Here is a 12,813-nt window from a genome sequence, read left to right on the forward strand (position 1 = left end):
TTTGTGTATGATTAGTTGCGTGTTTTAGCAACTAATTTAGTAAACAAAAACGAACGCGAGAAAATTCCGAAGGAATTTTCCAAATAAGCACTTGCCAAAGCAATTAATTATACACGTTGTTGTAGCACGTTTTTATTTTAAATCAGATAATAAAAATTATTAATTAATATTCCAATTACTATAGAAGTTCCCATTAATATGTAACTCTTTTTTATAGTAACCTTATTCATTGTCAGTTTTATTCCATAATACAGGTTTACTAAAGAAAGAAAAATGTTTGCAAATAACACCCAATCAGGATACATAAAAGCAAAGAGTATATCTGTATAATGATATTTGTAATAAAGTAAAGTCATTTGGTATATCCAATAAGCAGATAATACCATTTGAATTAAGCCTAAAACGATGTTTAAATTTTTTTTCAATTGATTCAGCTTAAATTCTGATTTTCTAATTCCGCAAACTTTTGTTTGTCAGTTGGCAAAATATCAACTAATTTAAAGTTGTTTTCGTCAAGAATATCAAAGTCCACCATTTTTAAATAATCATTCACAATTTTTCGGTCAATCATTATTTTTCCACCACCAGCCCAATGTCTGTCTTGTCCATTCTTTTTTATTCCTGAAATCCAATAAGCTTCTCTGTTTTCTAAATCATAATAATTTGAGAATTCGGAATAAGCATAAGCAGTTCCAGTCATTTTTTTCAATGCAAGTCCATTGAAGTAAATCGTTTTTCCTGATTTCGAAAATTCAACATCACCAATCCAAGCTTTTCCTCTGTCATTTTGGTCAGTTTTATGTTCGATATACATTATTCGGTTTTTCATTTCTCAAATGTGCTACAACGGAATTGTATAAGAATAGTAGGGCTGAAAATAGACAGTTACTATTCGGTTAAACACAAGCTGAATTTTTAAATTTTTCTTATTATCTTTTTTTCTCAATAAGCCAAATTTAAAAATTTGGCGACTTCACAAAAATGCCCAAGCCATTGAATTAAGCACTAATTGCCCTATTATTTTTATACGGTGTTGTGCTTTCGTTATTTCAGCGCTACACTTTCAAAAATAGCTTTTAATTCATCTTTATCAAATTCCATATTCGATTTAATTCCGATTGACAATTCGTTGCTATTTAGTTCCTTATTAATTGGCTCAAAATTCACGCTCGATATATTTGGATTCTCTTTGTCCGTCCATAAGGCGATTGTCCTCTTATAATCTCCAATAGTATCAGTCTTTATTTCGTAATTTTTAAATTGGTTTTCTTTTTCTTTTGGAATGCAAAATGATACGTAATATTCTTTTTCATCAAATTCGAGCGAATAGTAAAATTCACATTTACTTTCAGGTCCTTTGTCAAAAATCAAATTATCAGACATTTTATGTAATGTCAAATTCTTTATTTTTTTTGTTATCTCTCTTGGATTTACTCCGCCATTTTGGTTTTCGTAAGGTTTTAAGTCAATCTGATTTAGAAACTTTTGCAATGTTTCAAAATCCATACTTTTTCGGCTTTCCTGAATGTAGGATTCTTTGTCCATTGGTGGACTTGGTGAATACCAACCATAATCAAAAAACAAAGTAGTTTTTCCGTTTTTAATTTCTCCGACAAAAGAGTCAGTTCCGTCAACCTTTTTGTATTTAAAATCAGTTGGCAGAATAATACTGAACAAATCAAAATCAATCAAGTGACTTTTTCCGTCATTCTGAGAAACGTAATTCACTCCGTTATTACAGCTAATTAATAGAAGAAATAAAAATAATATGAGAATGTTTTTTTTCAGTTCGAATGTTTTTTGATAATGAAGCACAACTAGTTATATGATTACTTTTGTTCCTCATATCCCGTAAATATTACGGGATATGAGGAAGTTTTATTCTCCTTTATCAACTTTTATTCTTTCATCACGATTGGCTAATTCCCATGCAGTGTAAAAGACTAAACGTGCTCTGTTTTCTAATAAATCGTACTCAATTTTGTCTGGTGTATCACTTGGTCTGTGATAGTCGTCATGTGTACCATTAAAATAGAATATTACTGGGATATTGTTTTTAGCAAAGTTATAGTGGTCTGATCTGTAGTAAAAACGATTAGGATCGTTATCGTCGTTATAAGTATAGTCTAACTCAACGTTAGTATACTTTGTGTTTACCTTTTCAGATATCTCGTGCAGTTCTGTACTTAATTTATCACTACCTATTAAATAGATGTAGTTACGGTCACCTTCTTTACGTTTAGGATCAATACGTCCAATCATATCTATGTTAAGGTTAGCAACGGTATTAGCTAACGGAAAAATAGGATCGTTGTCCGTATAATGTCTACTTCCTAATAATCCTTTTTCTTCTCCAGTTACATTTAAAAATACCATTGATCTTTTTGGACCATGACCATCCTTTTTAGCTTTTGCAAATGCTTCAGCAATTTCTAAAACAGCAACTGTACCAGATCCATCATCGTCAGCACCATTATATACTTCGCCATTTTTAACACCTTCATGATCTAAATGTGCAGAAACAATGACGTATTCGTCTGGTTTTTCGCTTCCTCTAATAATTGCAGCAACGTTTTCTGACGCTAATGCTTTAGAATTGTTAGTGTAATCTAAATCTAGAGTAGTGGTAATAGTTTCGTTTTTAAAAGACGTATCATAACTAGTAATGTCTTTGTTAAACAATGCTTTTACGGTCTGTGTGTTTACTAAAAAGTAAAACATGTTTTTATCAGTACTTACCAAACTCATTCTACCGCTAGAAGTACCATAACGTAAGGCAGCCATAGCAAAAACATCAGGATTGTAGTATAATACAGCTTTAGCGCCTTTTTCTAGTGCTAAATCTCTTTTTAAAGCAAATTCTTCTCTAAAATTTGACCATTTAGAAGCCGCTTTAGTTCCAGAGATAACATAAGTACCGTCCGCGTTTTTAGGTTCGCCATTAATAAAAAACACGACTTTGTCTTTAATATCAATAGTACCGTAGTTAGAAAAAGCATCATCTTGGATTCCGTAACCAAGATTTACAATCTCCCCAGCCTGAAGTTGGCTAGTTTCCATTGGGTTTATAGATACAAAATCTTCAAGATTTTTTAATGCTTTACCGTTTATAGTTAAAGCAACATCAGGTTTAGATTGTAATTGTAAAGGGACATTTTGAAAGTAATTCCCATCTTTTTTAGCAGCAGGAACACCATATTGGATATAATGTTCTTTTAAAAAGTTGATAGCTTTTTTTTGCCCTTCGGCACCAGTTTCTCTACCTTCAAATGCATCAGAAGCAAAGGTGTACAAAGCCGTTTTTAAATCGTCTTGTGTAATAGTCGCAGCGTACACACTTGGGTCGGCCACTTTTGTATTGGTTGTTTTGCTTTTTTGTGAGCTTCCACAAGCAATAAATAATAGACTTAAAGAGGCTATTGAAAGTAAGGATTTCATTTAAAAGTATTTATAAAGTTATACTTTCAAAAATACAAGAAAAAATAAGTTGTTTCCAACTTATTTTTTCATTTTAACATAGGCTTAAAAAGCCCTATAAATCTAATAATAAAACGGTAAGCGTTTCTTAGTCAATAATTATAAGATCTTCTAATTCTTCTTTAGCTTCTTCGTTTAATTTATCTTCTGTTTGTTGCAAGTCTTTAGTGTCGCCAACTTCAGATACAGTAAAGATTGTTTTGTAAGTTGCTAATCCTAAACTAATAATAGTTAGCAAAAATATAACCTGAATAACATGTGTTGGTTTTGCTTCCTTTTTTGATTTTAAAAAGGCTATAATTCCAAAAATAAAAGCCAAAACAGCAGGGATAAATGCTAATTTATATAACGGTAATACGGCTAAAACTACAGCAAGAACAGCAAAAATCAATCCTAAAATAATACTTGTTTTTCTCATAATATATTAGTTTTTTAAACCAGTTGCAGATTTAATTTTTAATTCACCACTACCAACAGCTACTTTAAACTTAGCATATACAGGTATTTTGTTTTCGTCTGCAGTTAACCATAAAATATTAGAGTTATTACCTTTTAGTACGTTAGTACCTGCAGCACCAATAGCTAGTTTGTAACATTCTTTTTTACCCAAAGCAGTATTTATAGTTTCTTTAGCTAATAATTTAAAACTGAATGTAGTCAATTTGTTATCAAACAATACAGTAAACGTGTCCGAAGCACCAATTGGGGCTTTTTTAATATCCAAAGTTCTAATTTTATAAATAGTAGCTACAATATCTCTAGTACCATTATTTATTTTTACTTTTTCATTTCTATCCCAAAATCCAGAAGCAAAGTTTTTCGACTTTTTTCTAATTAAGCTCTCCACTAAATTAGCCTTATGGTTGTACTTATACTTTACGTATTTGTAATAACCACCTTCATTAATCTCTCTGTTATATAAATATGGTGTTACCGTTCTTGGGCTAACATAACTTTCATATAAATCTCTAATTTTAAAAAAGCTATCAAAGTTACTATATGTTGTTGCGGTACATTTTAAATGCAATAGAGTGGAAGCACTTGTTTTCATCTCATTAGCTTCCATTTTAACTTCTGCAATATCAGTTAAAATACCAGACATGTTGTAAGAAGCAGAAAACACTAGCTTTTCGCCACTTTTAAAGGCATTGTTGTCTTGCCCAAAACTAAATGTTAAGGCTATAAGCGTTACTAATATGGTTAATTTAAATTTCATAAAATTGGTATTTAATTGTCAAAGATATAACTTAACACTAATTGTGCCGAAATTATTGTACGAATTTAAAATACATGTTAAACCTTTTTTTAAATACCAGTAGTAATTAAACTATTTTGTACTTTTGTACCGTGATAAAAACAGTAATAAATAAAGGCGTATCTTTTGTTATGGCATTAGTGGTGTTGTTTTCAACATTATCTTTTACTATAGAGAGTCATTACTGTGGCGATCATTTAGTGGATACCGCTGTTTTTACTAAAGCTAAAAAATGTGGCGTAGATGTGGATACTACCATTACTACTGCAAAAACTAAATCGTGTTGTAGTGATACCGTACAAGTTATTAAAGGACAGGATCAATTAAAACTTAACACGTTTAGTGATCTAGATTTTAGCACACAATACATAATTACAACCTTTGTTTATAGTTACTTACATTTATTTAAAAGTTTACCAAAGCAAAGCATTCCGCATAAAAATTATGCACCACCCAATCTGATATTAGATTACCAGGTCCTTCACGATGTTTATATTATTTGATATTGTGCTTTTATTAGTTTCGCTTACGCGGAACCTTTATAATGGTACTATTTATTAAATTATATATAATGACACACACATATAATGTTACAGGTATGACCTGTAATGGATGTAAGGCTTCTGTTGAAAAAGCGTTACAATCCATAGAACATGTTACAGCTGTTTCGGTAAATTTAGAACAAGCCGAAGCACAGATTGACTTGTCAAAACCTATTACAATACAGCAACTTCAGGATGGGTTGCCATCAAAATTTACAATTAGTAAAACGGAAGTAGCGCCAAACGTATTAGCTTCGGTTGAAGTAAAAAGCCAATGGAAGCAACTGTTTCCTTTGTTTTTAATCTTCGGCTATATTTCGGCAGCAGCCGTATTATTAAATTATAAACCCTGGAATACCGCTAGTTTTATGCTAGATTTTATGGGCCTATTTTATATTGTTTTTAGCTTTTTTAAATTCTTAGATTTAAAAGGTTTTTCTACAAGCTTTAAAATGTACGATCCGTTAGCTAAAGCAATTCCGCAGTACGGACTTATTTATCCTTTTTTGGAGCTAGCTTTAGGATTACTATTTTTAACACGCATGCAATTACCTTTTGCATTAGGCGCAACAATTTTAATTTTAGGAATCACCACAATAGGCGTTACCAAAGCACTTTTAGATAAAAAAGCAATACAATGTGCCTGTTTGGGTACAGCTTTAAAACTACCAATGACCAAAGCCACATTTATAGAAAATACCATCATGTTAATCATGGCAGTTTGGATGCTAATTAAAATGTATAATTAATTATGAAAAAACTATTCATTTTATTTAGCTTTTTACCATTTGTAATGGTAAGTCAAACCCAATTGACAGGTGTAATACACGAGGCTAATCCAGATACCAAACAGCAACCGTTGTTTGGCGCTAACCTAATTTGGTTAGGCACAAGTGTGGGGACAGCTACGGATATTAATGGGCAATTTACGTTACCATACACTCCAGAATATAAGCAACTAGTAATTAGTTATGTTGGTTTTAAATCGGATACGCTTACTATAACTTCTGCAAAAGCAATTACACATTATTTAAATCCCACAAGCGATTTAGATGAAGTCGTTGTACAGTCAAGAAAAAAAGCAACATCAAGGTCTTATTTAAGAGCCCAAAATACATTGTTGGTAAGTAGTGACGAGTTATTAAAAGCGGCGTGCTGTAACTTGTCAGAAAGCTTTGAAACTAATCCGTCCATAGACGTTAATTTTAGCGATGCGGTAACAGGAACCAAACAAATAAAAATGTTAGGTTTATCTAGTCCTTATATTTTAATTGCTACAGAAAATATACCGTCTATCAGAGGTGCTTCTCAGGCATTTGGATTAAGTTTTATTCCAGGGACTTGGGTGGAAAGTATTCAGATTACAAAAGGCGCGGGTAGTGTTGTTAATGGTTTTGAGAGTATTGCTGGTCAGATTAATGCAGAGCTAGTTAAACCCACAATGGATAATACCTTTTTTGTAAATCTTTATGGTGCTAGCAGTACGCGTTTAGAGTTAAACACACATTTTAATACAAACGTTAGTGATAAGTGGAGTACAGGAGTGTATTTACATGGTAATACGCACCAAGAAAAGCATGATGTAAATAACGATGGTTTTATGGATATGCCTTTATATAATCAGGTTAATGTCATGAACCGTTGGCAATATACAAATCCAGAAAAAGGGTTTGTTAGTTTTATTAACTTACGCTATTTAAATGACCAAAAACAATCGGGACAATTAGATTTTGATCCTAACACAGACAAGCTTACTACAAATGCTTGGGGAAGTGAGATTGATACGGAGCGTTACGAGTTATCTGCTAAGTTAGGCTATGTAAACCCAGAAATACCTTGGCAAAGTGTGGGTGTCCAATTTGCGTTTAGTAACCATAAACAAGACTCTTATTTTGGTTTAAACCAATATAATATTGATCATACCAGTATTTATTCTAATGTTATTTATAACTCTATTATTGACGATTCTAGACACAAAATTAAAACGGGTGTAAATTATACCTATGATGATTATGACGAGTTTGCTATCGGTCAAGGTTTTGCAAGAACGGAACGTAGTTTTGGAGGTTTTTTTGAGTATTCTTTTGATAATTTAGAAATGTTTACGCTAACCGCTGGATTACGTGTGGATTCTCATAATTTATTAGGCGAATTTATTACACCAAGGCTGCACATGCGTTACTCCCCTTGGAGTAAATCAGCTTTTAGAGCTTCCGTAGGTCGTGGTAAGCGTAGTGCCAATATTTTTGCTGAAAACCAGAACTTGTTTGCATCATCGCGTAATATTTCAATTTTAAATACTACTGGAAATATTTATGGTTTAGATCCTGAAATTGCATGGAATTATGGTGTGTCTTACTTACAAGGATTTAATCTGTTTGGAAGAGCTGCCGATGTAACGTTTGATTTTTACCGTACAGATTTTCAGAATCAAGTTGTGGTAGATTTAGAAAACCCACAAGAGGTTAGTTTTTATAATTTAGAAGGTAGTAGCTATGCTAATAGTTTTCAGGTAGAGTTAAATTATAATCTGTTGGAACATTTAAATATTAGAACGGCTTACAAGTATTACGATGTTAAAACGCAATACCAAACAGGTAAACTTACCAAACCATTGACACCAAAACACCGTGTGTTTGCAAATGCGTCTTATGAGACTGAAATTAAAAATAATAGTAATTGGAAATTTGATGTAACCTATAATTGGTTAAGTCAGCAACGTTTCCCGTCAACACTTAATAACCCAGTTCAATATCAATTAGATGAGTATTCAGGGACAATAGGAACCTTAAATGCACAAATGACAAGAGTGTTTTCTCCAAAATTTGAAGTATATTTAGGTGGCGAAAACATTACAAATGTTAGACAAAGTAATCCAATTGTAAGCGCAGACAATCCGTTTGGCTCAAGTTTTGATACTAACTTTGTATATGGCCCAATTTTTGGAAGTATGTATTACGCAGGATTAAGATATAAAATTAAATAAAGACAATAAAACCCAATAAGATGAAAAAACTAATATTAGTATTATTAATGATTGCAACCACAGTAACTTTTGCACAAGACAAAAATAAAAGAGCTAGCTTAGAGGTTGATGGAGTTTGCATGATGTGTAAATCAAGAATCGAAAAAGCATGTTTTAAAACTAAAGGTGTAAAAAGTGCTATTTGGAGTGTAGATACACATGAGTTAAAATTGATTTTTGACGAGAACAAAACGGACCTGGCTTCCATAGAGCAAAACGTTGCTAATGTTGGACATGACACAAAAGCATTAAAGGCTACAGACGAAGCTTATGGATCTGTACATGACTGTTGTAAATACAGAGATGAAGAGGTGCAAGATGATCATAAAAAGGACTAAAGTAAAACACTTTATAACATAAAAAAAGGACTGCAATTTGCAGTCCTTTTTTTTATGTTTTATCTGGTAATATTAGCTTACTTATTAATTAAAGATAACATTTCGTTTTCAATAGTAATGTCAAACATATTCGCTTTTGGATTAATAATCTTAGCGTCTTTATCTACAATAAACACTTTATTGATTGGTCTTATAGACAATTGCTCAATAGCTTTTGGCGCATCTTCAAAATGATACTCGTTAGTAAAGCCTAAATGGTTGCGTTTTAATACTTCTGTTTGCTCTTTACCACTAATACGGTTTATGCTAATGGCTAAAAAGTCAAACTCAGGATACTTTTTCTCTAAATCTTTAGCACGCTCATGGCAAACCTTTAAATGGTAACGGTCCGTAACATCCCAAAAATAAATTAACGTTGGCTTTTTAATGATAGCTCTTAAATGCTGTACTTGCTCATTATTATCTAAAACCATTAAATCAGGAATTACATGTCCAGGTTTTAATAGTTTGTAAGAGTTTACTAAACGTGTTGCATTATTTTTTTGTTCCTTATTAGTGCTCTTTTTTTCAAAAGAAGCTAAAAGTGTATCATAATCGTCTACACTTTTAGACACATTAATAAACTTAATCATGTTATAATATAACAGTCTGTTTTTAATAAACGTGTCATTTATTTTAGCGTCTATTAACGTTAGCTTATCTAAATTGTAATCTAGTGACTGATTGTTATAAGTATCGTCTTCGGAATGCTTAAAATGCTCTTGTAATGCTATATTGTTAAAATGAAACCTTAAAAAAGACACGTATGGTCTGTAGTCCTTTAAAGTGCTGTTGTTGTAGTTTATTTCTTTTCTAAAATCAAAAAAGTTATCCGGTAAGGTTTTAAAAATATCACTTTCATTTTTACCGTAGTTTATAAAAGGATAGGCTTCTTTACTGTAAAAATAGTTGTAGTCTATGTTCGCTTTAGCAAACGTGTTAAATAACTCAGACGTATTGTATTTTATAGAAAACGTTTTTAGTTTATCCAATTTATCACGTCGGATATCGCATAGTTTTTTGTCAAAGACTTTAGGTTCTAATTGGCTAATCTCTAAAACTTCTTGTTCTTGCTTTTCAGTTTCTAAAAACAAATCCATTAAGTAGTTGTTTTCTTTGGCACCAATTCCGCTAAAAACTAAGGACTCATCAAATTCCATAGTATTTACACGTACCATAATACTATCACCTGGTTGTACTAATAAAGATTGAGATTCTTTACCATCATAAAAACTAAATAAACCAGGTTCAAAATTATCGAAGCTATATTTAAATCTGTTTTTTTTGTCTAAATAAACCGTGTCAATAATGGTGGACGATTTATAAAGTACAATATACTTGCTGCTAGGGTTAATGATTTCGCCTCCAAAAAAAGCAGTGTTATCGTCTGACATGTCCTTATCCTTCTTACAAGAAAAGAAAACGCTAAAGCAAAGTATTGTATAAATTATGGGTCTAAAAGACATATATTAGTTTATAAGGGCAAATCATATTAAAACAAAAATATGCCTTGCATCAGAGTTCTCGTGTTAAGGCGTTGTTAAAACTTATTAAAGAGTAAACTATAGCTTCTATTTCGTGTTAATTTTCTACTTTTGCACAAAATTAAAACAAAGAATATGTTATCAGTATCAAATTTATCAGTTCAATTCGGTAAGCGCGTGCTTTTTGATGAAGTAAGTACCACTTTTAATAATGGAAACTGCTACGGAATTATTGGAGCTAATGGAGCTGGGAAGTCAACATTTTTAAAAATTATTTCTGGACAACAAGATCCAACTTCTGGTCAAGTACACTTAGAAGCAGGAAAACGTATGTCTGTTTTAACTCAGGATCACAATAAGCATGATGCGGATACTGTTTTAGAAACGATTTTAAAAGGAAATAAAGCACTGTATAAAATTAAGACAGAAATAGATGCCTTATATGCAGACTATACAGACGAAAACGCAGAAAGAATAGGAGAACTTCAAGTAAGATTTGAAGAAATGAACGGTTGGAATGCAGATAGTGATGCTGCAGCAATGTTATCTAACTTAGGGATCAAAGAAGAGTACCATTACACATTAATGGGCGATTTAGATGGTAAGCAAAAAGTACGTGTGTTATTAGCACAAGCGCTTTTTGGGAATCCTGATGTCCTTATTATGGATGAGCCTACCAATGATTTGGATTACGAAACAATTGCATGGTTAGAAAACTTTTTAGCTAATTATGACAACTGTGTTATTGTAGTCTCTCACGATAGACACTTTTTAGATGCCGTTTGTACGCATATTAGTGATATCGATTTTGGAAAAATAAACCACTTTTCTGGTAACTATACATTTTGGTATGAGTCATCTCAATTAGCAGCTAGACAACATGCACAACAAAATAAGAAAGCAGAAGAGAAGAAAAAGGAATTAGAAGATTTTATCCGTCGTTTTTCTGCCAACGTAGCAAAAAGTAAACAAGCTACCAGTAGAAAAAAGATGATTGATAAGCTTAATATCGAAGATATTAGACGTACAAGTCGTCGTTACCCTGCTATTATTTTTGATCGTGATAGAGAAGCTGGAGATCAAATTTTAAATGTTGAAGGATTATCTTATACATTAGAAGGCGAACACTTGTTTAAAGACATTGATTTAAATTTACAAAAAGGAGATAAGGTTGTTTTATTTTCTAGAGACTCTAGAGCAACAACTGCTTTTTACGAAATTTTAAATAATAATTTAAAAGCTGACGCAGGAAAGTTTGATTGGGGTGTTACAACAACGCAGTCTTACTTGCCATTAGATAACAGTACCTTTTTTGAAAACTCAGATTTAACCTTAGTAGATTGGTTACGTCAATGGGCACAAACGGAAGAAGAAAGAGAAGAAGTACATATTAGAGGCTTTTTAGGTAAAATGATTTTTAGTGGTGAAGAAGCCCTTAAAAAATGTAACGTATTATCTGGAGGAGAAAAAGTACGTTGTATGTTATCTAGAATGATGATGACTAGAGCTAACGTTTTACAATTAGACGAGCCTACCAATCACTTAGATTTAGAAAGTATTACAGCGTTTAACAACTCTTTAAAAAACTTTAAAGGGACCATGTTATTTACAACACATGATCACGAGTTTGCACAAACTGTTGCAAATAGAGTAGTAGAGTTAACACCAAACGGAGTTATTGATAGATATTCTACTTTTGACGATTATATGCAAGACAAAAAAATCAAAGAGTTACGTGATAAAATGTATACGGTATAGTTTACAAGTTATTATAAGTACAACACGCATAAAAAAAGCCTTCCATGAAAATGGAAGGCTTTTTTATATCAAAACAGTATGTTTTAAGCTTCTGTTTCGTTATTTATAGATTCAATAATAGGTAAAGCTTTGTCTACTTCACTTTCGTGAACAAAAACCTCCGGTAATCTAGCACCTGCAAATCCGCTTAATCTACCAGATTCGTTTTCATCTTTAATTACGGGATTGATACCTATGTCTTCTAATCGGGTTTTTATTAATTGTACAATAATAAAATTGCCTTCAAATATTTTTACGTAGTCTGTCATAGCTTATGATTTAAGTGGTTACTTAAATATACAACTATTTCAAATACTATTAGAATAAATAAAAGCTATGATTTTGTTAAAAAGTAACGTTTGCTAATAAATGTTTGTAAAACAAAAAAGCCTTCCATGTAAGTAGAAGGCTTTTTAAAAGTGTTGTATTATTGTCTTACTCTTGTTTTTTTAATTGTGTAAAATTATAGAGCGCATAAATACCATAACCAATAGACGCAAATGCGATTACTAATCTAAACGTGTTTAAAGTTGGATTAGCGGTATAATGTTGATACAGTCTAAAACCTCCAAAACCTAGTAGTAAAAGACCTGTAAATAAATTGTAGTATTTATTATTTCTTAATGATTCCATAATTTAGAGTATTTACGCTTGTTCTTCTTTTAATTTTTTAAAATACGTATAAATAGCATAAATACCATATCCAAAAAACACTAAAGCTATTACAAGCCTTATTGGACTGGACGCCGCATCAGTACCTAATGTTAGATATTGATACAGTCTATAAAAGCCAAAGGCTAAAAATATAATACCAGATATTAAATTAGTGATATTCTTTTTAAAAATAGATGCCATA

At 31.7% G+C, this 12,813-nt stretch carries 14 protein-coding genes; 5 read left to right on the forward strand and 9 right to left on the reverse strand.

The window, feature by feature from the left end; translation table 11 throughout:
• Positions 1-430: 430 nt before the first annotated feature.
• The 5 genes from CXF54_RS02015 to CXF54_RS02035 form a co-directional block, all read right to left on the reverse strand.
• On the reverse strand, positions 431-814 hold the full coding sequence (locus CXF54_RS02015) for a hypothetical protein (RefSeq protein WP_198551034.1): 384 nt from the start codon (positions 812-814) through the stop codon (positions 431-433).
• Positions 815-1,044: 230 nt separating this feature from the next.
• Complete coding sequence (locus CXF54_RS02020) at positions 1,045-1,728, reverse strand: hypothetical protein (RefSeq protein WP_101202252.1); 684 nt, start codon at positions 1,726-1,728, stop codon at positions 1,045-1,047.
• A 150-nt stretch (positions 1,729-1,878) separates the two neighbouring features.
• A complete protein-coding gene (locus CXF54_RS02025) occupies positions 1,879-3,438 on the reverse strand; it encodes a M28 family peptidase (protein ID WP_090842001.1) in 1,560 nt (519 codons plus the stop codon).
• Positions 3,439-3,565: 127 nt separating this feature from the next.
• The gene (locus tag CXF54_RS02030) at positions 3,566-3,895 is read right to left on the reverse strand and encodes an FUSC family protein (protein ID WP_101202253.1); all 330 of its coding nucleotides are present in this window, start codon (positions 3,893-3,895) and stop codon (positions 3,566-3,568) included.
• 6 nt (positions 3,896-3,901) lie between these two features.
• Positions 3,902-4,693 (reverse strand): DUF3108 domain-containing protein, encoded by a 792-nt coding sequence (locus tag CXF54_RS02035; protein ID WP_101202254.1) that lies wholly within the window; start codon positions 4,691-4,693, stop codon positions 3,902-3,904.
• A 131-nt stretch (positions 4,694-4,824) separates the two neighbouring features.
• Here CXF54_RS02035 and CXF54_RS02040 point away from each other — a divergent pair, with 131 nt between their 5' ends.
• The 4 genes from CXF54_RS02040 to CXF54_RS02055 all read left to right on the forward strand — a co-directional run bounded on the left by CXF54_RS02040 (position 4,825) and on the right by CXF54_RS02055 (position 8,637).
• Positions 4,825-5,235 carry an HYC_CC_PP family protein gene (locus tag CXF54_RS02040; protein ID WP_232782559.1) on the forward strand — a complete coding sequence of 137 codons (411 nt, stop codon included), beginning with the start codon at positions 4,825-4,827 and terminating at the stop codon, positions 5,233-5,235.
• Positions 5,236-5,303: 68 nt separating this feature from the next.
• The gene (locus CXF54_RS02045) at positions 5,304-6,023 is read left to right on the forward strand and encodes a heavy-metal-associated domain-containing protein (protein ID WP_101202255.1); all 720 of its coding nucleotides are present in this window, start codon (positions 5,304-5,306) and stop codon (positions 6,021-6,023) included.
• Positions 6,024-6,025: 2 nt separating this feature from the next.
• Positions 6,026-8,260 carry a TonB-dependent receptor gene (locus CXF54_RS02050; RefSeq protein ID WP_101202256.1) on the forward strand — a complete coding sequence of 745 codons (2,235 nt, stop codon included), beginning with the start codon at positions 6,026-6,028 and terminating at the stop codon, positions 8,258-8,260.
• A 20-nt stretch (positions 8,261-8,280) separates the two neighbouring features.
• On the forward strand, positions 8,281-8,637 hold the full coding sequence (locus tag CXF54_RS02055; protein ID WP_101202257.1) for a heavy-metal-associated domain-containing protein: 357 nt from the start codon (positions 8,281-8,283) through the stop codon (positions 8,635-8,637).
• Positions 8,638-8,714: 77 nt separating this feature from the next.
• On the opposite strand, the gene CXF54_RS02060 is transcribed toward CXF54_RS02055, so the two are convergent.
• On the reverse strand, positions 8,715-10,070 hold the full coding sequence (locus CXF54_RS02060) for a TlpA family protein disulfide reductase (RefSeq protein ID WP_101202258.1): 1,356 nt from the start codon (positions 10,068-10,070) through the stop codon (positions 8,715-8,717).
• A 225-nt stretch (positions 10,071-10,295) separates the two neighbouring features.
• On the opposite strand from CXF54_RS02060, the gene CXF54_RS02065 reads away from it, so the two are divergent.
• Positions 10,296-11,918 (forward strand): ABC-F family ATP-binding cassette domain-containing protein, encoded by a 1,623-nt coding sequence (locus tag CXF54_RS02065; RefSeq protein WP_101202259.1) that lies wholly within the window; start codon positions 10,296-10,298, stop codon positions 11,916-11,918.
• Positions 11,919-12,001: 83 nt separating this feature from the next.
• Here the strand turns inward: CXF54_RS02065 and CXF54_RS02070 are convergent, their stop codons facing one another.
• The 3 genes from CXF54_RS02070 to CXF54_RS02080 all read right to left on the reverse strand — a co-directional run bounded on the left by CXF54_RS02070 (position 12,002) and on the right by CXF54_RS02080 (position 12,812).
• Positions 12,002-12,226, reverse strand: coding sequence for a DUF2007 domain-containing protein (locus CXF54_RS02070; RefSeq protein ID WP_090842018.1), 225 nt, complete (start codon positions 12,224-12,226; stop codon positions 12,002-12,004).
• A gap of 166 nt (positions 12,227-12,392) precedes the next feature.
• Positions 12,393-12,590, reverse strand: coding sequence for a hypothetical protein (locus CXF54_RS02075; RefSeq protein ID WP_090842020.1), 198 nt, complete (start codon positions 12,588-12,590; stop codon positions 12,393-12,395).
• A 12-nt stretch (positions 12,591-12,602) separates the two neighbouring features.
• A complete protein-coding gene (locus CXF54_RS02080) occupies positions 12,603-12,812 on the reverse strand; it encodes a hypothetical protein (RefSeq protein WP_101202260.1) in 210 nt (69 codons plus the stop codon).
• Position 12,813: the final 1 nt, after the last annotated feature.

The organism is Olleya sp. 1-3, assembly GCF_002836085.1.
GTDB lineage: Bacteria > Bacteroidota > Bacteroidia > Flavobacteriales > Flavobacteriaceae > Olleya > Olleya namhaensis.

What these genes read in the sequence shown, in the direction of transcription:
- CXF54_RS02015 (WP_198551034.1), bottom strand. Translation starts at nt 814, where the DNA reads ATGTATATCGAACATAAAACTGACCAAAATGACAGAGGAAAAGCTTGG.
- CXF54_RS02025 (WP_090842001.1), bottom strand. Translation starts at nt 3,438, where the DNA reads ATGAAATCCTTACTTTCAATAGCCTCTTTAAGTCTATTATTTATTGCT.
- CXF54_RS02030 (WP_101202253.1), bottom strand. Translation starts at nt 3,895, where the DNA reads ATGAGAAAAACAAGTATTATTTTAGGATTGATTTTTGCTGTTCTTGCT.
- CXF54_RS02035 (WP_101202254.1), bottom strand. Translation starts at nt 4,693, where the DNA reads ATGAAATTTAAATTAACCATATTAGTAACGCTTATAGCCTTAACATTT.
- CXF54_RS02045 (WP_101202255.1), top strand. Translation starts at nt 5,304, where the DNA reads ATGACACACACATATAATGTTACAGGTATGACCTGTAATGGATGTAAG.
- CXF54_RS02050 (WP_101202256.1), top strand. Translation starts at nt 6,026, where the DNA reads ATGAAAAAACTATTCATTTTATTTAGCTTTTTACCATTTGTAATGGTA.
- CXF54_RS02055 (WP_101202257.1), top strand. Translation starts at nt 8,281, where the DNA reads ATGAAAAAACTAATATTAGTATTATTAATGATTGCAACCACAGTAACT.
- CXF54_RS02060 (WP_101202258.1), bottom strand. Translation starts at nt 10,070, where the DNA reads ATGTCAGACGATAACACTGCTTTTTTTGGAGGCGAAATCATTAACCCT.
- CXF54_RS02065 (WP_101202259.1), top strand. Translation starts at nt 10,296, where the DNA reads ATGTTATCAGTATCAAATTTATCAGTTCAATTCGGTAAGCGCGTGCTT.
- CXF54_RS02070 (WP_090842018.1), bottom strand. Translation starts at nt 12,226, where the DNA reads ATGACAGACTACGTAAAAATATTTGAAGGCAATTTTATTATTGTACAA.
- CXF54_RS02075 (WP_090842020.1), bottom strand. Translation starts at nt 12,590, where the DNA reads ATGGAATCATTAAGAAATAATAAATACTACAATTTATTTACAGGTCTT.
- CXF54_RS02080 (WP_101202260.1), bottom strand. Translation starts at nt 12,812, where the DNA reads ATGGCATCTATTTTTAAAAAGAATATCACTAATTTAATATCTGGTATT.